18 protein-coding genes are annotated in these 22,943 nt (G+C 62.0%); 8 read left to right on the top strand and 10 right to left on the bottom strand.

Going from position 1 to position 22,943, the window contains the following annotated elements:
* Positions 1-560: 560 nt before the first annotated feature.
* The 4 genes from maiA to B9Z48_RS19660 all read right to left on the bottom strand — a co-directional run bounded on the left by maiA (position 561) and on the right by B9Z48_RS19660 (position 4,617).
* Positions 561-1,196 (bottom strand): maleylacetoacetate isomerase, encoded by a 636-nt coding sequence (gene maiA, locus B9Z48_RS19675; protein WP_108380363.1) that lies wholly within the window; start codon positions 1,194-1,196, stop codon positions 561-563.
* Positions 1,197-1,405: 209 nt separating this feature from the next.
* Entirely contained in the window at positions 1,406-2,107 is a 702-nt protein-coding gene (locus B9Z48_RS19670) for a fumarylacetoacetate hydrolase family protein (protein ID WP_089957072.1), read from the bottom strand.
* 102 nt (positions 2,108-2,209) lie between these two features.
* Entirely contained in the window at positions 2,210-3,247 is a 1,038-nt protein-coding gene (locus tag B9Z48_RS19665; protein WP_108380362.1) for a cupin domain-containing protein, read from the bottom strand.
* Between the two features lie 152 nt (positions 3,248-3,399).
* The gene (locus tag B9Z48_RS19660) at positions 3,400-4,617 is read right to left on the bottom strand and encodes a 3-hydroxybenzoate 6-monooxygenase (RefSeq protein WP_089956944.1); all 1,218 of its coding nucleotides are present in this window, start codon (positions 4,615-4,617) and stop codon (positions 3,400-3,402) included.
* A gap of 139 nt (positions 4,618-4,756) precedes the next feature.
* Here B9Z48_RS19660 and B9Z48_RS19655 point away from each other — a divergent pair, with 139 nt between their 5' ends.
* Positions 4,757-5,890, top strand: a complete 1,134-nt coding sequence (locus B9Z48_RS19655) for a stealth family protein (protein ID WP_228769207.1) — start codon at positions 4,757-4,759, stop codon at positions 5,888-5,890.
* Between the two features lie 6 nt (positions 5,891-5,896).
* Here the strand turns inward: B9Z48_RS19655 and B9Z48_RS19650 are convergent, their stop codons facing one another.
* The 3 genes from B9Z48_RS19650 to B9Z48_RS19640 all read right to left on the bottom strand — a co-directional run bounded on the left by B9Z48_RS19650 (position 5,897) and on the right by B9Z48_RS19640 (position 7,761).
* Complete coding sequence (locus B9Z48_RS19650; protein ID WP_228769208.1) at positions 5,897-6,289, bottom strand: TIGR03643 family protein; 393 nt, start codon at positions 6,287-6,289, stop codon at positions 5,897-5,899.
* A complete protein-coding gene (locus B9Z48_RS19645; protein WP_089957077.1) occupies positions 6,286-6,657 on the bottom strand; it encodes a thiol-disulfide oxidoreductase DCC family protein in 372 nt (123 codons plus the stop codon). The genes B9Z48_RS19650 and B9Z48_RS19645 overlap by 4 nt, the downstream gene beginning before the upstream one ends.
* A 186-nt stretch (positions 6,658-6,843) precedes the next feature.
* Complete coding sequence (locus tag B9Z48_RS19640; RefSeq protein ID WP_228769210.1) at positions 6,844-7,761, bottom strand: B12-binding domain-containing protein; 918 nt, start codon at positions 7,759-7,761, stop codon at positions 6,844-6,846.
* A 172-nt stretch (positions 7,762-7,933) separates the two neighbouring features.
* Here B9Z48_RS19640 and B9Z48_RS21465 point away from each other — a divergent pair, with 172 nt between their 5' ends.
* Genes B9Z48_RS21465 through B9Z48_RS19630 form a run of 3 tightly spaced genes read left to right on the top strand, consistent with a single transcriptional unit; the run spans position 7,934 to position 10,691 of the window.
* Complete coding sequence (locus B9Z48_RS21465) at positions 7,934-8,242, top strand: hypothetical protein (RefSeq protein ID WP_146186335.1); 309 nt, start codon at positions 7,934-7,936, stop codon at positions 8,240-8,242.
* Between the two features lie 2 nt (positions 8,243-8,244).
* Complete coding sequence (locus B9Z48_RS19635) at positions 8,245-9,513, top strand: tetratricopeptide repeat protein (RefSeq protein ID WP_089956948.1); 1,269 nt, start codon at positions 8,245-8,247, stop codon at positions 9,511-9,513.
* Entirely contained in the window at positions 9,510-10,691 is a 1,182-nt protein-coding gene (locus B9Z48_RS19630; RefSeq protein ID WP_108380361.1) for a HupE/UreJ family protein, read from the top strand. Before B9Z48_RS19635 ends, B9Z48_RS19630 begins: the two co-directional genes overlap by 4 nt.
* 126 nt (positions 10,692-10,817) lie before the next feature.
* Here the strand turns inward: B9Z48_RS19630 and B9Z48_RS19625 are convergent, their stop codons facing one another.
* Together B9Z48_RS19625 and B9Z48_RS19620 are read right to left on the bottom strand one after the other, a co-directional pair.
* Positions 10,818-11,222, bottom strand: coding sequence for a type II toxin-antitoxin system VapC family toxin (locus B9Z48_RS19625; protein WP_108380360.1), 405 nt, complete (start codon positions 11,220-11,222; stop codon positions 10,818-10,820).
* 9 nt (positions 11,223-11,231) lie between these two features.
* Positions 11,232-11,462 carry a CopG family transcriptional regulator gene (locus B9Z48_RS19620; protein WP_108380368.1) on the bottom strand — a complete coding sequence of 77 codons (231 nt, stop codon included), beginning with the start codon at positions 11,460-11,462 and terminating at the stop codon, positions 11,232-11,234.
* Positions 11,463-11,790: 328 nt separating this feature from the next.
* Here B9Z48_RS19620 and recC point away from each other — a divergent pair, with 328 nt between their 5' ends.
* Genes recC through recD form a run of 3 tightly spaced genes read left to right on the top strand, consistent with a single transcriptional unit; the run spans position 11,791 to position 21,364 of the window.
* Positions 11,791-15,408 carry an exodeoxyribonuclease V subunit gamma gene (gene recC / locus B9Z48_RS19615; RefSeq protein WP_108380367.1) on the top strand — a complete coding sequence of 1,206 codons (3,618 nt, stop codon included), beginning with the start codon at positions 11,791-11,793 and terminating at the stop codon, positions 15,406-15,408.
* Positions 15,405-19,211, top strand: coding sequence for an exodeoxyribonuclease V subunit beta (recB, locus tag B9Z48_RS19610; protein WP_108380359.1), 3,807 nt, complete (start codon positions 15,405-15,407; stop codon positions 19,209-19,211). The genes recC and recB overlap by 4 nt, the downstream gene beginning before the upstream one ends.
* Positions 19,208-21,364 carry an exodeoxyribonuclease V subunit alpha gene (recD, locus tag B9Z48_RS19605; protein ID WP_368665927.1) on the top strand — a complete coding sequence of 719 codons (2,157 nt, stop codon included), beginning with the start codon at positions 19,208-19,210 and terminating at the stop codon, positions 21,362-21,364. Before recB ends, recD begins: the two co-directional genes overlap by 4 nt.
* Here the strand turns inward: recD and B9Z48_RS19600 are convergent.
* Positions 21,361-21,633 (bottom strand): hypothetical protein, encoded by a 273-nt coding sequence (locus tag B9Z48_RS19600; RefSeq protein ID WP_146186334.1) that lies wholly within the window; start codon positions 21,631-21,633, stop codon positions 21,361-21,363. The genes recD and B9Z48_RS19600 overlap by 4 nt on opposite strands.
* Before the next feature lie 101 nt (positions 21,634-21,734).
* On the opposite strand from B9Z48_RS19600, the gene B9Z48_RS19595 reads away from it, so the two are divergent.
* On the top strand, positions 21,735-22,919 hold the full coding sequence (locus tag B9Z48_RS19595; RefSeq protein WP_089960517.1) for a pyridoxal phosphate-dependent aminotransferase: 1,185 nt from the start codon (positions 21,735-21,737) through the stop codon (positions 22,917-22,919).
* The last annotated feature ends 24 nt before the right edge of the window (positions 22,920-22,943 follow it).

Below are 22,943 nucleotides of genomic sequence, written 5' to 3'. Positions count from 1 at the left end.
AGAATTCAAACCCACAAAAAGACGCCAAATAAGGGCAAAATCCAAACCCGAAAGATGTCAGTTTGAGCGCTTGCAGCTGGCTCCTATATGCCGAAAACAGCTGGCTCCTTTATGCCGAAAAGTGACAGGAGGAGCCAAGTTGATCACAAACGCTGGCCAAACGAGTACTTCGCGCAGTTGGGGCTGTTCACCATGACGCAGGCCCGAATGCAAGCGAGCCAATCCCGATGAGGAAACCACTGACTGGAGAGCCGTGTGCGGGAAAACTGCACGCACGGTTCGGAGGGAGGGGAGGCCTTGGCCTTTCCTACCCCTATCAGGAGGGCTGCTTGCATTTTGTAGGAGCTCCGCCCTCGGGGCGATGGATGGTCTGCGAGGCTTTTCGCGACGGGGGCGTCGCTCCTTCAGGAAGGCTGCTTGCATTTTGTAGGAGCCCCGCCCTCGGGGCGATGGGGGTGGTCTGCGAGGCTTATCGCGACGGGGGCGTCGCTCCTACAAAAAACATCATCAGGCAGGGTGCAGCCCAAGCACCAAGCGCTGTTCTCTCAACGCTTAAGCATTCAAGCGTCTGGCTGGGCCATCGGTGCGGCTTGTTTGAAGGCCTCGAGTTCGCTGCAGGCCCGGTCGATGGCGCTGATCAACGGCCAACGGCTCATGTCCACGTTGAAACGGCGGGCGCTTTCCACTTGTGGGATCAAATACACATCGGCCAGCGTGGGTGTGTCGCCATAGCTGAAACGTCCGCGTGACTTGTCCGCCCCAATCAAAGCTTCGTAGGCGTCAAACCCCTCGCTGATCCAGGTGCCGCACCAAGCGTTGATGGCGGCTTCGTCGGCACCAAACTGCTTGCGCAGCGTTTGCAAAATGCGGCGGTTGTTGATCGGGTGGATGTCGCATCCCACCATCGCCGCCAGTGCGCGCACATGCGCCCGGGCCTCAGCGCCCTCAGGCAACAGCGCTGGTGTGGGGTACTTTTCTTCCAGCCATTCGATGATGGCGGGTGACTGAATCAAGACTTGTTCGCCCGTGTCCAGTGCGGGCACCAGGCCTTGAGGGTTGATGGCTTTGAACGCTTCGTTTTGCTGTTCGTCCACCCGCAGGTCTATCGCCACATAGTCGGTGGCAATGCCTTTGAGGTTGAGTGCAATGCGCAGGCGGTGCGAGGTGCCGCTTCTGAAAAAACTGTAGAGCTTCATGGTGATCTCCTGATGGGTGATGGATATTTGAACTTACAGATCTGGGGCGTTGTTCCCACAGGGTCAAGGTCCCATATTTTGTGGGAGCTCCGCCCTCGGGGCGATGGACAGTGGGTCTGCGAGGGTTTTTTCGACAGGGGCGTCGCTTCTACACGTGTGGGTCAATGCCAATATCTTTGTGCCGCGTGCGTATCCTGTGTCGTACTGCTTTAGCCGGCTGCGCCAATGGTCAGCGCCACTTCGGCCACGCCCTCGATACGGCCGGTGATTTCGTCGCCTGTGACCACTGCGCCCACGCCTTCGGGTGTGCCGGTGTAGATCAGGTCGCCGGGCTGCAGGTGGTAGTAGGTGGACAGGTCGGCGATGATTTCGCGGATGTTCCAGATCAGCTTGTCCACGTTGGACGACTGTTTGGTCGCACCGTTGACTTCCAGCGCAATCGCACCGTTCTCGATCACCACACCGGGCATGGGCACGATCTCGCTGCAAACCGAGCCTTGCTCGATGTCCTTGCCCGTGTCCCAAGGGCGGCCTTTGTCGCGCGCCACCAGCTGCAGGTCGCGGCGTGTCATGTCCAGACCGGCGGCGTAGCCATAAACCAGCTCGTGCGCATTGGCTTCGCTCACGCGGAAACCTTCTTTGCCAATCGCCAGCACGAGCTCCATCTCGAAGTGGTAGTTGTTGGTGCGCGGGGGGTAATCTACCGTGGCACCACTTTCGACCAAGGTCTGTGGTGACTTGGTGAAGTAAAAGGCTTGCTCGACGCTCTTGTCGACGGGGCGGCCCATCTCGACGGCGTGCGCATGGTAGTTGCGGCCCACGCAGAAGATGCGGTTGATCGGGAAGCGTTCCTGCTGGCCACGGATGGGCAGAGACTGAATGGCAGGGGGGGTGAAAAGGTATGTGGTCATGGTTTTTTCAATGGTGTTGTTGTAGGCGCGACGCCCCCGTCGCGATGGTTTTTGTCGAAGGTGCATCGCGACGGGGGCGTCGCTCCTACATGGGGAAAAAGATCAGCCGCGGTTTTCGTAAACGCCCAGTTTGCGGTGCAGTGGCGATTCGTCGGCGATGAAGATGAAGGCGGGTTGGTCGGCTTGCAAGTTGGTCAGCGTCACGGCTTCATAGCCGGGTGCGCAGCAGGTGTCGGCCTCAAGCAGGGTGAAGGTGCTGGCCACGATCTGCGCTTGCACAGCACCTTCGATGACGTGAAACACCTGCGCAGGCGAGCGGGCGCTCAAGCGCAAGGTCTGGCCGGGGCGCAGCATCAGGGCGTAAAAGCCCAAGATGTTTTCGGCGTCACCACCGGTTTCGGGGTTGGTGTAAGTCACTTGCACCTGTTCCAAACCGGCATCGTCAGAGGCCAGTGATTCGAGCGCGGCCTTGGCGTCTTTCCAAGCGTAGCGCAGCATGGGGTAGGCTTTTTTGCTGCGCTCAAACACATGCGAGGGCACCACGCCGCCACGGGCGTATTGCTTGTCGCCCTGGCCGGGCACCACGGTCTGGCGGTCGCCGTTGATGTGGTAGCTGGCCTCCATGTAATAGACCAGGGGCAGGTCCAGCACATCGAGCCAGATGACGGGGTCTGTGCCGTCGTGGCCATGTTCGTGCCACAGGCCTGTGGGTGTGAGGATCAAGTCGCCCCGGCTCATGGGGCATTTTTCGCCGTCCACCGTGGTCCAGGCGCCTTCGCCTTCCACCACCATGCGCACCGCGTTGGGTGTGTGGCGGTGGCTGGGGGCCCATTCGCCGGGCATGAGCAATTGCATGCCCAAGTACATGGCGGCCGAGGCCTGCATTTTGTCAAGACCATGGCCGGGGTTGGCCAGCACCAGCACGCGGCGCTCGGCTTTTTCAATCGGGGTCAGCTCGCCTGCTTTGAGCAAGAGCGGCTTGATGTCTTTGTAAGCCCAGCAGGTGGGCTGTGTCTGGCGCGTGGGCACTTTGGGGGGCAGCACGCCGCGCAGGCTGGGCCACAGGGGCACCAGGTTCACGTTGCGCAAGTCCTGCACATAGTCTGCGGGCAAGTCTTCGATGCGTCCAAGGTCGTTCATGAATGTGTCTCCGTTCTGTTCAGTTGTGTTGCGCCGCGTGTGGGCAGTTGTAGGTCGGTGGCTTTAGCCCCGACATGCAGCCTGCGCCGAAGCCCGCAATGTCGGGGCTATAGCCACCGACCTGCGAGATACCTGTGTACAAAATTCAAACATCAGCGTGCAGGATCCATGGCGGCGTCAAGGCAGTTGCCCACGTTCCAGCCATACAGCCACTCCATCGCATCATAAAAGCGCTCGGGGCTGCGGCCGCGCCACAGGTCGTTGCGCACCAGGCGCTCCACACCTTTGGCGTGGTAGATGCGGCCCATCTCGCGGCTGGACAGCACGATGCGGGCAGTGCGGGCCACGCGGGCGCGTTGGTACATGTCCAAAGCTTTTGGCCAATCGTTGTGGTGAGTGCGCAAGGCTTCGCCCAAAGTGACGGCGTCTTCCATGGCCATGCAGGCGCCTTGTGCCATGTACTGGGTGGTGGGGTGGGCGGCGTCGCCCAGCAGGGTCACGCGGCCATAAGTCCATTGGCCAATGGGCTCGCGGTCGGCCGTGGCCCAGCGTTTCCAGGTCTTGGGCAGGTCGATCAACTGGCGGGCTTTGGGGCAAATGCCCTGGAAGTAGCTTTGCACTTCTTCCTTGCTGCCGTCTTTGACGCCCCATTCTTCTTGCTCGCGGCTGTGGAAGGTCACGACCACGTTGTACTGCTCGCCACCACGCAGGGGGTAGTGCACCAGATGGCAGTTGGGGCCCACCCAGATGGCGGCGGCGTTCCATTGCAAGTCTTCGGGAAAGTCTTTTTTGTCGACCACGGCGCGGTAGACCACATGGCCCGTGACACGGGCCGGGTCGCCCACAAATTGCTCACGTACCACCGACTTGACGCCATCGGCCCCAATCAGGGCACAGCCCTGGAAGGCTTTGCCGTTTTGGTCCCACACGGTCACACTGCTCTCGTTCTGCTCGATGCGCTCCACGCGGGTGCTGGTGTGAAATTGCACTTGCCCGGTTTCTTGCGCTGCTTCGAGCAAGGACAAGTGCACATCGGCACGGTGGATCACGGCATAGGGGTTGCCAAAACGTTCGCGGAATTTTTCGTCGGTGGGGATCTTGCCCACTTGGTACTCGTCGAGCGCGTCGTGCATCACCATGAAGTCGGTGTAAACGGCGCGGCCACGGGCCTTGTCGCCGACGCCCAAAGCGTCAAACGCATGAAACCCATTCGGTCCAATTTGGATGCCCGCGCCGATTTCGCCGATTTCGGGGGCTTGTTCGAGCACGGTGACGGCAAAGCCTTGGCGCACCAAAGCCAAGGCGGCTGCCAGGCCGCCAATGCCACCACCAGCAACAAGGACGGGAAGATGTGTGGAAACACTGCTCATGACGCTCCAATAGAAAGAATGTGGACGGCAAATTATAAGCATGCTTATTAATTTTTTGGTGCTTTGTTTTGACCAGTGGCCCTGAGCTCAGAGCGGTTATTGAAAACCCGTTTCATTCACCACTGCTAGACTGCGTGCCTTGAAAAAAACCAACGCCCCCATGCCCCAAGCCGCCATCGACATTGTTTATTTGTGGGTGGACGGCAACGATTCGGCTTGGCGAGCCAAGCGCCAAGCAGCTTTGCAGCAGCTGCCTTCTGACAGCAGCGCGGCCATGGCCCGTTACAGCAATGTGGAGGGCCGCTTTCGCGACAACCACGAGCTGCGCTACAGCCTGCGGGCTTTGGAGAAGTTTTTTCCCGATCACGGCCATGTTTACATCGTGACCGACGCACAGGCCCCCGATTGGCTGCAAGCTTCAGACCGGTTGACGCTGGTCGATCACCGCGATTTGATGCCCGAATCGTCCTTGCCCACCTTTGACTCGGGCCACATCGAGTCATGGATTCACCACATTCCCGGGCTGTCCGAGCGGTACTTTTACTTCAACGACGATGTATTTTTTGGTGCGCCCGTGCAGGTGAGTGATTGGTTCACCGATGTAGGTTTTCACGTCACCTGGTCAGATGAGCCGCTGGTGACCGATGAGGCCATGCGCATGGACGCCACTTCGCTTGAAAACGCGTGCCGTTTGTCGATTCAGTGGCTCAGCGACAAGGCCCGCTCGGGGGCAGCGGCCTTGCGCGAGCAGGACCCGCTGTACCAAAGCACGTTTCGCACATTTGCGCACTCGCCCCGGCCCATGCTCAAGTCGATTTTGATGGAGCTGGAGCAGACGGCCCCCGAGTTGTTTGCTGCGGTGCGTTCGACCGTGTTTCGCAGCTGGGACAAGCCCACCATCGTGTCGGATTTTGTGTTGCGCTGGGCCTTGGCGCATGGCCTGGCCAGTATCCGGCCCTACCGCCACCGCTACGTGTCAACGGGCGAAGCCGATCAAAACGCGCAGTTGCAGGCTTTGCAGGCCGAGTTTGGTGAGCTGGCGTTTTTTTGCATCAACGACACCACCGATGATGCGCAAGCCCACGATCCGCGCTTGCAAAACGTGTTGACCGTATTGCAGTCCATGCTGCCTGAGCCTTCAGGTTTTGAGGCTTCGGTCGCCTTGGGGCACGGCGAGCGCCTGGCCTTTGAGCCGCACGACTTTTTGCCGCACGACAACCCCGCCGATGCGCAGCAGCCGACCAACGCCTCTGGGCTTCAAAAAAGGGCTTGAGCCGCTTCAGCGCAAAGACTGGCGCGTGATGTTGGCGTGGGGCAGGGGATAGTCTTCGCTGTCATCCGGGTGCAAAAGCGCCAGCGCAGCCAAGCTGTTGGGGCCGCACACCAGCGGGAGACTGCTGTGGTGTTTGGCTTGGTGCAAGGCCGAATGCTTGGCCGTGCGGCCACGCACCCGCATGCGCCAGACTTTGAACGATCGGGGTTTGAGGTGCTCGCGCATCAATGCAATCACCTGGGTTTCGCTCAGCTCAAATTGCAAGGCAATGGCTTCAAAGGGCGTGTTGTCTTGCCAAGCCATGGCCACGATGGCGGACACGCGGGCGGGGTCGATTGCAGGGGCGACCTCAGGTTCCATGGCAAAGGGTGTGCTGGACATCAAGGGTGCAGTGCTCAAGGCGCGGTGTGTTTTTTGACCCACTTTTGAAGCGTGGGGCGAAGCGGCAAAAAGCCACGGTAAAGCACTTCCAACACCGGTGTCACACCGGGTAAACGGCCCAGCCGACCCAGCCAGCGCCAGCCGGGCATGTTCAGCCACAGGGCCACAAAGGCTGCAGCGCCGCTGAGCAGTTGGCCGTCGCTTTGTTGAACGTGAAAGCGGGCCATGAGTTGCTGGCGTGTCGCGGGTGTCAAATTCGCCGCGCTCACGTCCAGCCATGCCACGGGCTGCAAAGGGGTGAGCGATTGGTAAAGACCGATTTCGCGTTGGCACAAAGGGCAAGAGCCGTCGTACATCACCGTCAGCGTGCCACACGCGGTGGGCATGTCGGGGCCTGTTGGCGCATGGGGCGGCGATGGGTGGGGCAATTCGGTGGTTGCGGAGCCAAGGGGGGCGTTGTTCACAAAAGCGCTTTCATGGGAGCTAAGCCAAGCTTTTAACGCAGACCCGCTCGCAGTGCAGCGCCAAGGTGTGAATGGTCTTTGCCCCTCAAGGGCAAGCCCAGCGGGGGCTCAGTCCGGGCGCGTGCGGAAAGAAGCGGCCAAGGCGACCGCCTCTTTGACGTCGATGCAAATGCCGTCGGCACCCAGGCTTCGGGCATCGTGCTCTTGCACGGTAAAAATGGGGCCACCCAACAAGACGCCGGGCTCAGGGTTGCCCGAAGCGCCTTTGAGTGCATGGATCAGGCCGGGCAGGGCCTTGAGCTGTGCTTCGGTGGCGCAAGAAATGCCGATCACGTCAAACCACTCGTTGCTGACGGCGTGGACCAGTTCTTTTTCGCTGAGCGAAATTTCGATGACCACATCCCAGCCTGCTTTGCGAAAGAAATCAGAAACGATGGTCATGCCCAAAAAGTGCTGCGATCCGGGGGCTGAGGCCAACATGATGCGTTGCACATCGCCGCCGAGTTGGGGGCCGTTTTGGTATTCAAAACCCAGGCGGTGGGTGATTTCGTGCATGCGCACCAAGCCGCAGGTCACTTCTGTGAAATCGCACAGGTCTTGTTCCCACATTTGGCCGAGTTGACGGGCGGCAGGCGCGATCAGCTCCAGAAAAATGCAGTCGGTGGTCACACCGTCGTGCAGCAGTTGGTCGATGAACTGCGTGGTTTCAGAGGTTTGGCTGGATTTGCTCAGCGCCACAAAGGTGGCCACTTGTTTCATGGAAATGGTTGGGCCGCCAGGCAGCTCACGGGTCTGCGCACGGGTTTCCACCCTGTGGGCTTGCACCAGGCGCGGGATGATCTGGCTTTCGATCACCTGGGTCAGCGATTTTTTGCACTCGTCCTGACCGTTCGAAAAATCGGTGTTGCGTGACTGCTGCATGGCTGATGGGTTGTGACCCTGACCCCATGAGGACATCCAGGTCAACAAGGTGTTGGCGTAGACCCTGAGCGGGTTGAAGTGAAGGCCCGCTGAATTGAGGTACATCAAGTGATCCGTAAATAAGAGTTGACAATAACCTTTTGAAACAAGGGTTGCAAGGCTTGAAAGCCTTCAGTGCCTAGGTGTTATCGCTTGTAAATCAAAGATGACATCTTTTTTTGTTGCGATGAGTTGACGCCATGTCATGTCTTGAACCAATGACCAGGCTCCGGGTGCAATGAACCCGAAAAAAAACCCCTCAAGAGGGGTTGGTGCAGAGGGCGAAGGGATTTATTTCTTCACGCAAGCAGGGTTGGTTTCGTTTTCTTTTTTGGAGCAGTCGACTTTTTTGTCGTCCATTTTGCCGCCACCGTGGCTGCCAGCGAAGGCAGGCATGGACACCAACATGAAAGCGGAAACAAAAGCGGTCATCACGAATTTCATAAAAATACCTTCGAGCAAAGAGAATGGAAAAAAGGCCAGAATTGCGCATCAGGGTAAGCCAACACACACTAACATCGTAGCGATCATCAAAGGCACACGTTGAACATGGACAAAAGTCGTCGGCCCACTTCAGTGCGTGCCATTCCCCTGCCAACCCGTGCAACTGTGGCCTTGTGCGTGCTGTGTTGGGGGGTGTCGCTGGCCTCGGCGCAAGAGCGTTTCAATCCGACACAGACGCATGTGGTGTTGCCCACGTCGGTGCATGCTGGCAGTGACCGCCAGGCCGCTTGGCGCACTTTGGACAAGGCCTGGCGTGCCCAACCTCAAGATTTGAGCGCATCGCTGGCCTATGCCCGGGCCGTTTTTACATTGGGCCTGACCGAGGGTGATTTGCGTTGGTATGGCTCGGCCAAGGCGGCTTTGAGCCCTTGGTGGCATGCGCAAAATTTGCCTGCCGAGGCTTATTTTTTAAGGGGTTTGGTCAAGCAGGGCTTTCATGATTTCCATGAGGGGTTGCAGGACATTGAGCGGGCCATTGCCCTGGAGCCCGGTCGCCCTGAATTGTGGTCTTGGCGCTTTGCCTTGCATCTGTTGTTGGCCGACATGCGAGCCGCCGAGCAAGATGCCGACGAGATCGCCCGGCGTTTTGGCGACGAGGAAGCCTTGGCCTACCGCGCGGTTTTGCGCTACCGCAGTGGTCAGCCCTTGGACGCTGTGGACATGCTGAGCCGCGCGATTCGATGGGCCCGCTTTCAAGACGACTCGTCGCAAGACTGGTTGAGTTTTCACAGGGGTGAGGCGCACCGCGTGGCCGGGCAGCCTGCCCGTGCCCTGGAGGTGTGGGGGCAGCGCCTGAAAGTCAGTCCACAGTCGCATCTGATTCGCCTGTCTTTGGCCGAACTGCTCAATCAGCAAGGCCAGTTCAAACAAGCCAAAACCATCGCCATGGCAACCCCCGGCCAAGCGCAAAGTGGCACGGCCATCATGACCGACGCCCTGCTGATGCAAGCCCTGCTGGCCAGCCGGGGGCTGAAAGATGCCGATGAACCCCGTTTGGCCCAACAGTTCGAGGCGCGGCAGCAATCACAAGGGCAGCGGCAAGAGTCACTGATCGAGCGGCCTGCTTTGATTTACCAAATCAGTTACGGCCGCGACGTGAAAGCGGGGCTGGCCTTGTCGATTCGAAATTGGCAGCTGCAAAAAGAACCCCCCGATGCGCTGCTGTTTGTTCAGGCTGCGCTGGCTCAGGGCCAAGTCCGCGCGGCGGAACCGGTGCTCAATTGGGCCCAAAAAACCGGCTACACCGACCCCCAATTGAAGCCCCTCTTGGCTCAGCTCCAGTCACATCCCAGCTGGACAGGGGGCCGACCATGATGATCTTGTCTCAACGGGGTGGGCTTCGCCATGGGCTTGTGGCGTTTGCCATGGTTTGGGTGGGACTGTTGTGTGCACAAGGGGTGCAGGCGCACTCCAGCAGCAACAGTTTTTTGACGCTCAGCGCATCGGGTTCTGAGCTGAGCTTGCGAGCCGATGTTCATTGGCGCGATGTGGACCTGATTTTTGATCTGGACGCAGACCGTGACGGCCAGGTCACTTGGGCTGAAACCCAGGCCCGAAGCGCTGAGCTGCAGCTTTGGTTGGCCCAAGGCCTTGGTCTGACGGCCAGTGGCCAAGCCTGCACCTTGGGCACCGCCGACTTGCAAGCGAGTGAGCGAGCCGATGGCACATACCTCAGTGCCCTGTGGGCGGTGCAATGCCCGGGCCTGTCTTCGGCAGCCGACGCGGCCAACGCCAGTTTGGGGCTGCGCTATGGCTTGATGTTTGACCGTGACAGCTTGCACCGAGGCTTGCTCAAGGTGGACCTGGCGGGTGTGCAAAGCAGCGTTTTGCTCAGCCCGGACAGGCCAGAGGCGCAGGTCAGCCTGGCAGACAGCCGCCCTTGGAAAGTCTTTGGCCGTTACATCCTGGAGGGCGTTTGGCACATCTGGATCGGCATCGATCACATTGTTTTTTTGCTCAGCCTCTTGCTGCTGGCCCCTTTGCAAGCCACACGCCAAAGGGTGACGCATTGGCCTGCCGCCCCGCAAGCAAGGCCCGTGGTCATGGATGTGTTGGCGGTGGTCACGGCCTTCACGGTGGCGCACTCCATCACGCTGGGGCTGACCATCACGGACGTGCTCACGCCGCCTGCTGATTGGGTGGAGCCTGCCATTGCCTTGTCGGTGGTGCTGGCGGCACTGAACAACCTGTTGGGTTTCAGTGCCCTCAAGCGCTGGCGTCTGGCGTTTGTGTTTGGCCTGGTGCACGGCTTTGGCTTTGCCAGTGTGTTGCTGGACTTGGGCTTGCCCGCCAGCGCCTTGCTGGCCGCGTTGGGGGGCTTTAACTTGGGGGTCGAGTTGGGGCAACTGGCCATTGTGGGGGCGTTTTTGCCCTTGGCCTGGGGTTTGCGGCGCACCTGGTTTTACCGCTGGGTGCTGGTGTTTGGGGGCTCCTCGGCCATCGTGGTGTTGGGTTTGTTTTGGACGTTTGAGCGCTTGGGCTGGCTCAATTGAGCCAGCCGGGTGATGTTGGCTCAAAGCCTTTTTGTAGGAGCGGTGCCCTCGCCGCGATAAAGCCTCGCAGACCTCCTCCCATCGCCCGGGCGGCTGGGGCACCCCCACGCAGCGCCTGATTGATCGCTAATCCTCATGCCAGTTGATCCATTGCAGGCCAGGCACCCGTGAAAATTCACGCATATGGCGCGTGATCAAGGTGGCTTGGTGGCGCAATGCAGTGGCCGCAATCAGGGTGTCGTGCGGACCGATGGGGGTGCCTGCGGCTTCCAGTGCGACGCGAAGTTTGGCCGCATGTGCAGCGCATTCGTGATCGAAAGGCAGCATTTGCAAGGGGCGAAGAAATTGCGTCAAAGCGGCCAACCTGGGTGTGGCCGCCTCTTGAGGCAAGCGCAACAAACCACAGCGTAACTCGTATTCCACAACGGCCGGAACGCCCAGAGTGCCCGGCCTGAGCGCTTGCATGCGCGGCACGACCTGCGGGTCACCCCTGAAGTAATAGCTGATGGTGTTGCTGTCCAGGATCAACATGGCCGCTGATTAAAAAGACTGGCGTGGGACATCGGTGGGCTGTTCTTTGGCGGTATCACCCCGCAAAGGAAAGTCCGAAAAACGGCCCGCCAGCGCCAAACAGTCTTGTGGCCAATCGTGTGCAGCATAAGTGCGAATGATGTCCGCCACCCAGCGACTTTTGGAGACACCGTTGGCCTTGGCTGCTTCATCCACCAAAGCCTGTGTGGCATCGTCCAGATACAGCGTGATTTGTGACATGGTCAAGCTCCAGAATCCAAACATATGTGCAAGTATAAGTGTTTGATTAGAGCTTTTGTCATCACCCCCAGGCTTGTTTTTTGCCGCGATGGCTGTCCCCAAACACCGGGCTCAAAGCTGTGGATAAGTGATGGAACAAGCCTGCGAGGGCGCATGCCTGTTGGCTTGGCGGGGTGTGCCTTAAAAATAGGCAGTTGAGGGCTTGCGTCTCGCACTGCGTGCGGCCATGGGCCATTGTTTTGCGGCTATTCTTGTAGCCTTCCGTTCGCCAAGGCGGGGCCGATGGATGGCCCGCCTGGACTCGGTGTTTGTCTCTCAATTGACGCGCATGACCACTTCTTCGATCGTCCCCGGCTTTTTGGCCCTGCACAGCCACCGCTCTGAGGTGTTGGCCGAAACCTTGTCGGCTTGGTTGATGCGCCAGCCTTTGGCTGCGCTGGAGCAGGAGGTGGTGCTGGTGCAAAGCAACGGCATGGCCGAGTGGATCAAGATGGCGTTGGCCGGGCAGGGCGGACCTGGCGGGGGGGTCTGCGCGGCCACCCGGGTGGAGCTGCCCTCGCGGTTTTTGTGGCGCACCTACCGCCAGGTGCTGGGTGCGAGCAACGTGCCGCCCGACTCACCGCTGGACAAATTGCCCATGACGTGGCGTTTGATGGCTTTGTTGCCAGCCTGTGTGGGCGATCCGGTGTTTCAGCCCGTGGCCGGTTATTTGCGTGGCAAGCGACCCGAGCCTGAGCCTGAACGCCTCTTGCAATTGGCCAGTCGTTTGGCCGACTTGTTTGACCAGTACCAAATTTACCGCCCCGATTGGTTGCAAGACTGGGCCGAGGGGCGCGATGTGTTGCGTCGCCAGTCGGGCCAGCCCGTGCGCCCCGATGACAAGGCGGGCCTCTTGCCCGAGGACCAGCGGTGGCAGGCCGAGCTGTGGCGGCGTGTGCTGGCCACTTTGACCGATGCAGAAAAACAAGCCACTCGGCCTGCGTTGCATCTGCGTGCGCTGGCACTTTTGCAGTCGGGCCAAGCACTGGCCAGTCCGGTGGCGCGGCGCGTGTCGGTCTTTGGCATGAGCCACATGCCCAGCCAGTTGCTGGACATGCTGGGCGCTTTGTCGGCGCACAGCCAAGTCCTGCTGGCCGTGCCCAACCCTTGCCAGCACCACTGGGGCGACATCATGGACGGGCGCGATGCGCTGCGGGCCGAGCGCAGACGTCATGCCTACAAGAAAGAAAACCTGTCGACCGTGGATTTTGAGCAGATGCATTTGCACGCGCCGACCTTGCTGGCCGCTTGGGGGCGACAGGGGCGCGACTTCATTCGGCAGCTGGACGCCTTTGACGACCTGCAAGCGGCGCAAGAGCGCCATCCGGGTGTTCGGCTGGACCTGTTTGACGATGCGCCGGGGGCCGACGGCCGCCGTTTGCTCACGCAACTGCAAAACCGCATCCGCGATTTGAAGTCGAGCCAGGAGCCGGTCGAGGCCGCGCTGGACGCGCACGATGACTCGCTGGTTTTCAAAGTGGCGCACAGCCCGGTGCGTGAACTCGAGGTGCTGCATGACCAACTTTTGCTGTGGTTTCACGCTCAACCCGAGGTTTCGCCGCGCGACGTGGTGGTGATGGTGCCCGACATCGAAGTCATGGCCCCGGCCATTCGCGCCGTGTTTGGCCAGTACAAGCGGGGTGATGCGCGTTTTATTCCCTATGACATTGCCGACTTGGGGGCGCAGGCCACCAGCCCCTTGATCCATGCGGTGGAGTGGTTGTTGGCCTTGCCCCAGCAACGCAGCCGCATGAGCGAGTGGGTGGCGCTGCTCGAAGTGCCCGCTTTGGCCGCCCGCTTTGGCCTCAAGCCCGAGCAGTTGCCCACGCTCACGCGCTGGATGGTGGGCTCGGGCATTCGATGGGGCTTGTCGGCACCGCACCGGGCGGGTTTGGGCCTGGACACTTGCGCTGATGACAACTCGGCCTTGTTTGGTGTGCAACGCATGCTGATGGGTTACGCCTGCGGGGCCGACCCGGTGCCCGATGCGCCGGGCCTTTCACCGCAAAGTGCCCCGCACCTTGCAGGCATTGACCCTTATGCCGAGGTCGGGGGGCTGGACGCCGAATTGGCCGGGGCTTTGGCGCACCTGTTGCAAGCCTTGATGGACTGGTGGCAGCAATGCGCCAGTGAGGCCACGCCCCTGCAATGGGCCCAGCGCGGTCGCGCCCTGTTGGCCGCCTTGTTCAAGGCGCAAGACGACACCGACCGCAACGCACTGTCGGCTCTGGATCAGGCCCTGAACGACTGGACCCGCTCCGCCGATCAGGCTGACTTTGCGCAGGCTGTGCCACTGACGGTGGCCCGCGCAGCCTGGATGGAGGCGCTCAAGGTGCCCAAGCTGGAGCAGCGTTTTCGGGCGGGAGGTGTGACCTTTTGCACGCTCATGCCCATGCGGGCCATTCCTTTTGCGCGGGTGTGTTTGCTGGGCATGAACGACGCCGACTACCCGCGCCGCAGCCCGCGTGCCGACTTTGACTTGCTGGGCCTGCCCGGCCTGAGCCGCCCGGGTGACCGTTCGCGCCGGGACGACGACCGCCAGCTGATGCTCGAAGCCCTGTTGTCTGCACGGCGCACCCTGTACGTGAGCTGGAGCGGCCGCAGTGTGCGCAACAACAGCGAACAACCGCCGTCGGTGCTGGTGTCGCAGCTGCGTGATGAGATCGATGCGCTGTGGGGCGAGGGCACGGTCAAACGCCTGACCACGGTGCACCCGCTGCAGCCCTTTAGCCGCCAGTATTTTGAACAAGACAGCACGTTGCAGACCTTTGCCCTGGAGTGGCGAGCGGCGCAAACCGACGCCCGCCCTGGTGATGACGCTGCCGCCTTGCACGGTAACTCGAACGGTAACTTGCACGACCCCTTGAACGCTCAGCCGAGCAAGCCCCAGAATGACCCCATCCAGCTCGAGCCCTTGCAGTCGGCCACGGGCACACCGGTCATCACCCTGGGCCAATTGGGGCGGTTTTTGCAAAAACCGGTCGGGGCATTTTTTCGTGAACGCTTGCAGGTGAACCTGGACGTTGAGCGCAGTGAACTGCCCGGCGAAGAGCTGTTTGGACTGGGGGGGCTGGACCTGTACCAGCTGCTGGACCATGAACTGCAGCATGTGCCCACCGATGTGACCCCGCACAACATGCCCAGTTACACCCAGCGCGTGGTGCAGCGTTTGCGCCAGGCTGGGGCGATGCCCTTGGCAGGCGTGGGCGAACTCGAAGCCAGCAAACTCAGCCTCAAGCTCGAGGCGATGCTGGGCGCCGCCTTGCAAGAGCGCCAGGATTACCCCCAGCCAGCGCCTCGGGTGTTGATCGATCTGGCGCACCCTCAAGTGCATCTGCAAGACGCCCTGAGCGGCGTTTTGAGCCGTCACGGCCATGCTTGGATGCTGCTCAGCCTGCGGGCCAATGCTTTGGCTGACTTGAAGGGCAAACCGCCCAAGGCCTTGCCTGCAAAATTGATCGACGTCTGGCTGATCTCGCTGGCCAGTGCCGCCATGGGGCAGCCCTTGGTGTGTGTGGTGGTGGGGGCCAATGCGGTGCTGCGTGTGCCGCCTCCAGAGCCCCAAGCGGCCCGCGCCCAGTTGCAGGTCTTGCTGGACACTTGGACCGAGGGCATGCGCTGGCCCCTGCCTGTGCCCCCGGTGCTGGCTTTGCAGTGGCTCAAAGACCCGGACAACCTGAACGCTTTGCACGACCTGTACGAAGGCAGCAGCCATGTGCGTGCCGAGCGCAACAAAGACCCGGCGCTGGCCCGCACCTACCCCACGCTCAGCGATGTGCTGGACAGCGGCCATTTTGAGCGAATCGCCCAAGCCGTTTATGCCCCTTTGCGCGACTGGGCCGCGCACATCGTGGTCGAGGCATTGCCCGAAGACTCTGCACAAGATGAACAAGAGGAACTGTCATGAGTGCCCATGCCCTGGACGCCCCCGGCTTCCCGCTGCGCGGCAGCCACCTGATCGAGGCCAGCGCCGGGACCGGCAAAACCTGGACGATTGCTGCGCTTTATGTGCGCCTGGTGCTGGGCCATGGCACGGCGGACACCGCGCCGGTGCGCCCCATGCTGCCGCAAGACGTGCTGGTCATGACCTTCACACGCGCCGCAACGCGGGAGTTGTCAGACCGCATTCGCGCCCGCCTGACCGAAGCTGCGCAGGTTTTTCGGGGCCTGGCCCGCAGTGAAGATGCATTTTTGATGCGCCTGATGGCCGACTACCCCGAAGGGCGTGTGCGCGAGCAAGCGGCCTACCGTTTGGCGCTGGCGGCCCAAGCCATGGACGATGCGTCCGTCTACACCATCGACGCTTGGTGCCAGCGCATGTTGCGCGAGCACGCCTTTGACAGCGGCAACCTGTTTGAAGAAAACCTGGTCGGCGACGAGGCCGCCTTGCGCCTGGAGGCGGTGCAGGACTATTGGCGGCAACAGCTCTACCCCATGCTCCCCGAGCAAGTGGCGCAGGTGCAAACCATTTGGCGCGACGTGCCCGCGCTGGAAGCCGATATGCGTGCCCTGATGGCCGTGCCCCTGCCCGAAACCTCGCCAGGCACACTGGCGCAGGTCTACGCGGCTGCCTTGGCCGATCGCGAGGCGCAGCTGCAAGCCCTCAAAACCGCTTGGGATGTCCAAGCCGACAACTTGCTGGGCTGGATCGAGGCGCAACTGGCCCCCAAAAAACACGGTTGGAATGGCCACAAGCTGACGGTCAAAAAATCCGCCGAGTGGCTGGGGGTGCTCAAAGCCTGGTCGCAAGGCCCGGACGATGGCCAGGCCCTGGAAGCGGCCATGAAAGCGGGTTGGGACCGCTTCACCCCCGAAGGCCTGATGGCGTGCCGCAAGCCTGGTGAAGACCCGGTGACCTTGCCGCCCGAAAGCCAGGCCTATGCCCAGCTGCAAACCGCTTTGAAAGCCTTGCCCGACCCGCAGCAACAGGCCCGGCTGCATGCCCGCAGCCATGTGCTGCAACGCATGAATGAACTCAAGCGGCGCAGCGGCTTGTTTGGTTTTGCCGACATGCTGGAGCGCCTGGATGTGGCGCTGGCCGACCCGGAGTCGGGCGAGCGTCTGGCGCAGCGCCTGCGTGAGCAGTTTCCGGTGGCCTTGATCGACGAGTTTCAAGACACCTCACCGCTGCAGTTCCGCATTTTTGACCGCATTTACCGCACAGCCGACAACCGCCAGGACACGGCCTTGTTGTTGATCGGTGACCCCAAACAATCGATTTATGGTTTCAGGGGGGCCGACATTCACAGCTACCTGGCCGCGCGTCGAGCCACCGAGGGCCGCCACCATGTGCTGGGCACCAATTTCCGGTCCACCCAGGCCATGGTCGATGCGGTCAACCGTTGGTTTGAAATTCCAGCAGACGCCTTTGGCTACCGCACCGCTTTGGAGGACCCGCTGCCTTTTCAGAGCGTGAAAGCGCACGGCCGTGCCGAAGTGCTGCATGTCAGCGGCGGCGCCGTCCCGGCCATGACCCTGGTGCACGACGCCACGCTGCGCAGCCAGCGCGATGCGCGTGTGCACCTGTCTGCCCTGTGCGCCGAACAGATCGTGGCCTGGCTGGGTGACCCGAATGCCCGTTTTGTGCACCCTCAACAAGGCGATGCCCCGCTCAAGCCCAAAGACATTGCCGTGCTGGTGCGCACCGGGGTCGAGGCCGCCGCCGTGCGCGATGCCCTGCGCTTGCGGGGCGTGGCTTCGGTGTATTTGTCAGACCGCGATTCGGTGTTTGCCAGTGACGAGGCGCAGGACCTGTGTTTGTGGCTGCGCGGTGTGGCCGAGCCCCAGGACATGCGACGCGTGCGAGCAGCACTGGGCACACGCACCGTGGGCTTGTCGCTGGCCGAGTTGCACGCGCTGGCCACCCAAGATGACTTGCTGGACCAGCGTGCCGAACAAATGCGCGAGCTGCACCAGATCTGGCAAACCCAGGGCGTGCTGGCCATGTTGCGCCAGTCGCTGCACAGGCTGCAACTGGCAGGCCGCTGGCGTGGTCAGTCCGATGGCGAGCGGCGTTTGACCAATGTGCTGCATTTGGCCGAGTTGCTGCAAACGGCCAGCAGCCAGCTCGATGGCGAGCAGTCCCTGATCCGCTGGTTGCTTCAGCAAATCGACGAAGCCTTGGACGGCAGCGCGGGCGAGAGCGAAGAAAAAACCGTGCGCCTGGAAAGCGACGAAGACCAGGTCAAGGTCATCACCATCCACGCCAGCAAGGGCCTGGAGTACCCGGTGGTGTGCCTGCCTTTTGCACACAGCCACCGCGAAGTAACGGCTGGCAAAGCGTCTGTCATGCAGGTCGGCCAGGCGGGCGGCGACCGCCACTGGACGCTGGACTTTGACCGGACCGATGCACAAGCGGCCGACCAAGACCGCCTGCGCGAAGACCTGCGGCTTTGGTACGTGGCGCTGACCCGGGCACGGCATGCGCTGTGGGTGGGCTGGAGCCCGGTCAAGCGCGGCAACGGCAAAAAGTGTGTCAACCACGACAGCGCCTCAGGCCATTTGCTGGCAGGGGGCGACGAGCCCGACGAAAACGGCTGGTGGCCCAAGCTGCAGGCCTTGCAAACCCATGCCCAAGGCCAGCCCTTGTCGGTGCACTTCACGCGGGCGACTGGCGAGGCGAGTCTGACCCGCTGGCAGCGCACCGAGCAGCCCGTGGCACTGCGCGAGGCCTTGGTTTGCAATGCCCGCATTGACAAAACTTGGGGCATCGCGAGTTTTTCTCGGCTGACACGGGGCTTGTCTTCTCAGGCGCTGTCTTCGGCTGCCTGGGTGTCGGCCCCGCCCGTGGCGTCTGGGGCGGTCAGTCTGGACATGGCCACACCACGCCGCGCCGATGACGAATCTGACAAGGAGGAGGTCGCCACGGCTTGGCCCGAATCTCTGCCGATTGAGCTGCAAACAGCCTTGAGCCTTGACGACTTGGCGCAATCAGCGTTGTCAGCACAGACAGCGCCTTGGCACAGCTTTGCCCGTGGACCGAGTGCAGGCAACTTTTTGCACGACCAAATGGAGTGGCTGGCCGCCGAGGGTTTTGTGCTGGAGCCGGGCACCCCCACCGCCGAACGCCTGGCCAAGCGCTGCGAGCGCTCGGGCTACACAGCGCAGGCCGATGGCGTGGTGCAGTGGTTGTCGCGTTTGGTGGCCCAGCCCCTGGGGAGCCCCGGGCGTGGACCCCATGTGTCCTTGAATGCGCTGCAAACCGTGCTGCCCGAGATGGAGTTTTGGCTGCCGGCCGAGCGCTTGCATGCCCGAGAAATCGACACCCTGTGTCAGCAGCATTTGCTGCCCGGTGTGGCGCGGCCCCAGCTGCCCGACGCCCAGTTGCACGGCATGCTCATGGGCTTTGCCGATCTGGTGTTCGAGCACGCGGGGCGCTACTGGGTGCTGGACTACAAGTCCAACCACTTGGGTGCTCAAGATGCAAACTACAGCGCCGAGGCCCTGGACCAAGCCATGGCCGAGCACCGCTACGAGGTGCAGGCCGCCCTTTACATGTTGGCCCTGCACCGCTTGCTGCGCTCACGTCTGGGCTCAGCGTATGACCCGGCCCAGCATCTGGGGGGCGCGGTGTACCTGTTCATGCGGGGCTTGGACGGGCCTGTGGGCGGTTGCTGCTGTTTGCCTGCACCGACGGCCTTGATGGATGGCCTGGATGCGATGTTGGGGGGTGTTGTGCATGCACCAGAGCCGTCAGGAGTGTCTTTGTGAACCAGCGTAAAACCCCGCCAACCCCCGTTTTGGCACAGGCCGCCCAAATGGATTGGGTCAACGATGTGCCTGTGCACGGTTTGAACGCCGAACACTGCTTGCTGTGGCTGCACGCTTGGGCCGAGCTGGGCTGGTTGCGCCGCTTGGACAGCGCTTTGGCCACCCAACTGCATCGCCTGGACGCGACCACATCACCTGCCGTGTTGGTGGCCGCTGCCGTGCTGGCGCAAATGGAGGGGCGCGGTCATACCTGTTTGGCCGTGCACGCCCTGGCTGCGCCGCCTGTGGATTGGCTCGGTGCGGCGGCTCCCGAGGTGCAGGCCTTTGCACTGGGCTTGCCCGCCTTGTGGGCCCACATGCCCCCCAGCGCACAAGCTTGGAGCGTCGCCTTGCGAGCAGCACCGCCTGCTTGCCTGCGCCTGGCCAGTGCGCCTGACCTTGGGCAACCCTTGGTGTTGGGGGGCACCGAGGACGCCCCATTGCTTTACTTGCGCCGCTACCGTGTTTACGAAGAGCGGGTGGGCCAAAACCTGCTGCAACGTGCCCAAAATGCGGTGCCTGTGGACGAAGCTTTGGCGCGGGTGTGGCTGGACCGCTTTTTTGGCCAAGCGCTGGAGGGTGGGGGGGCGAAGGCCCTGCCCAACTCAAACAAGGCCGCCGAGGCGCAGACCGACTGGCAAAAGCTGGCCTGCGCCGTGGCTTTGCGTTCGCATTTATCGGTCATCACCGGGGGACCGGGCACGGGCAAAACCTACACCGCTGCACGTTTGCTGGCTTTGCTGCTTGCTTTGCACGAGGGTCCCCATCCTTTGCGTGTGGCATTGGCGGCGCCCACGGGCAAGGCCGCAGCCCGACTCAAGCAGTCGATTGACGGCTCGCTCAAAGCACTCAAAGGGCAATCACTGAACGTGTCCGGAACCGCCGATGCAACAGGCGCAGCCCAGAGCGATGCAGCGCTGGACTTGGACACCCTCATCCAGCGCATTGGCCCCGCGCGTACTTTGCATGCGCTTTTGGGGGCTCGGCCCGACACCCGCATGTTCCGCCACCACGCGGCCAATCCGCTCGATGTCGATGTGTTGATCGTGGACGAAGCCTCGATGGTGCATCTGGAAATGATGGACGCCCTGCTGCAAGCGCTGCCCCCCACGGCCCGATTGGTGTTGCTGGGCGACAAAGACCAATTGGCCTCGGTGGAGGCTGGCGCGGTGCTGGGGGATGTGTGCCGCGACGCCGCCCAAGGCGCTTACCTGCCCGAAACTTGGCGCTTTGCGCAGGCAGCGGCGGGGCAAAGCCTGGTCCCCCGGTTTCAGGCCAAAGCCGGGCAGTCGGTCTCGGCCCTGGCCCAGCAAACCGTGATGCTGCGGCAAAGCCGTCGCTTCGAGGGCCCGATTGGGCAGCTGGCCCTGGCCGTGAATACCGGTGACGCCGAAGCCGCTTGGGCGTGCCTGCGGGGTGGCAACACCTTGGCCTGGCCCTTGCAGGCTTTGCAACCAGACACTCCCCAGACCGTGTGTGCGCTGGCGTTGGGCAGCACGGGCCAATCTTCTTACACCGATTATTTAAAGCTCCTCACGCCAAGCCCTGCAGGTCTGGACGCGACAGCGCACGGCCATTGGGTTCGCAGCGTGTTGCTCGCTTTTGATCGGTTTCGGATTTTGTGCGCCGTGCACCAGGGCGATTGGGGCACGCTGGCGCTCAACTTGGCCGTGCAAAAGGCGCTGGCCGATGCCGGGTGGCTCAAACCCCAAGGCGAATGGTTTGCCGGCCGCCCAGTCATGGTCACGCGCAACGATGCCCAGCTGGGCGTGTTCAACGGCGATGTGGGGGTGGTTTTGCCCAACGCACAAGGCGTGCTCAAGGTCTGGTTTCTGGACGGTGAGCAACTGCGCTCGGTCAGCGTGTCGCGCCTGGCCCATGCCGAAACGGCCTTTGTCATGACGGTGCACAAAAGCCAGGGTTCGGAATTCGCACACACCGCGATGGTTTTGCCTGCGGGCGCAGCCGATTTGCTGACGCGCGAGTTGGTCTACACCGGCATCACCCGTGCCCGCGAGCAGTTCACCCTGGTTGAAGGCCAGGCCGGTCTGCTCAACGCTGCCATGGCCCGGCCCAGCGTGCGGGCCAGCGGCTTGCGGCTGTGGTGGGTTTAGTTGGCGTAGCCTTCGCACGCCCCAGCGTTGGGGCGGCCTTTGCATTCACGCAGCAGCCGTTTGTCGCGCTCGGCCCGGTTTTCTGATCCCGATTTGTCGTTGGGCATTTTGGGGGCTTTGCCCGCCTTGGCCTTTTTGCCTTTGGCAGGTTTTTCAGCGCCGGTGGTGGCGGTGAAGGTATCCACCGCGCTGCACACGGGGGCAGCGCCGGTTAAAGCCAGGGCCAGCACCATGCGGGCCAGCGTGTGGGCAAAATGGGGTTGTGTCATGCCTGTCTCCCTGATGTTTTTGATGCCCTTCATCATAGGCAGGACAGGCCGCTGTGCAAAGGGTGACAAGGCCCCGGCGTGGCAGCCCTTACGATAAGCGCATGAACTCCAAGACCCCCCCTTTCATGCGCCAGGCCGTCATGGACCTGGAAGAGTCCCGCATCCGCGAAGTCGCCAACGCGGGCATGGGCCGCCCCGACGTGCTGGCCTTCTGGTTTGGCGAGTCCGACGAGGTCACGCCCGACATCGTGCGCCAAGCCGCCATCGATTCGATGCAGCGCGGCGAGACCTTTTATTCACACAACCTGGGCTTGCCTGAGCTGCGCCAGGCCGTGTCCGACTACATGTCGGCCTTGCATGGCCCGGTGGGTGTGGACCGCATCGCCATCACCTCAGGCGGCGTGAACGCGCTCATGCTGGCCGCCCAAGCCTTGATTGACGCTGGTGACGAGGTCGTTGCCGTCACCCCCGTGTGGCCCAACCTGACGGCGCAGGCGCTGGTCATGGGGGCCAATCTGAAGTGCGTGTCATTGCGTCCAGTCAATGGCCAGTGGCAGCTCGACATGGCCGCCCTCAAAGCCGCCATCACACCCGCCACCCGAATGCTCATCGTCAACTCGCCCAACAACCCCACGGGCTGGACACTCAGCAGCACCGAGCAGGCCGAAATCCTGGCGCACTGCCGCACCACCGGCACTTGGGTGCTGGCCGACGAGGTGTACGAGCGCCTGTATTACGAAACCGACACCGCCAACGGCTGCGCGCCCTCATTTCTGGACGTGGCCGAGCCCGACGACAGCTTGGTGGTGGTGCACAGCTTTTCCAAGAGCTTTTTGATGACCGGCTGGCGCTTGGGCTGGCTGGTCATGCCCGCAGCCATGACGCAACACATGGGCAAGCTGATCGAATTCAACACCTCATGCGCCTCGGTCTTCACCCAAAAAGCCGGCATTGTGGCCTTGCAAAACACCGCCGACATCACGCCCCGTGTGGTCGCGCATCTCAAGGCTTGCCGCGACACCTTGGTGCCCTTGTTGCAGGCTTTGCCGGGCGTGCAACTGGCCCCGGCCAGGGGAGGCATGTACGCGTTTTTCAAACTCGAAGGCCACCCCGACTCGGTCGCCACCGCCAAGCGTTTGGTGTCCGAAGCCGGTCTGGGGCTGGCCCCCGGCGAAGCCTTTGCGCCCGAGGCCGCAGGCTGGCTGCGCTGGTGCTTTGCGTCGAAGGATTTGGGGCGGCTGGGGGAGGGCGTGGAGCGGCTCAAGGGGTGGTTGGCCAAGAATTGATGGGGATCTGAGCCCCCATTGATT

Origin of the sequence: Limnohabitans sp. WS1 (genome assembly GCF_003063265.1) — a bacterium.
Taxonomy (GTDB): Bacteria; Pseudomonadota; Gammaproteobacteria; order Burkholderiales; family Burkholderiaceae_C; genus Limnohabitans_A.
Note: the sequence above shows the minus strand (reverse complement) of the source record. Positions and strands in the feature narration are given on the sequence as shown.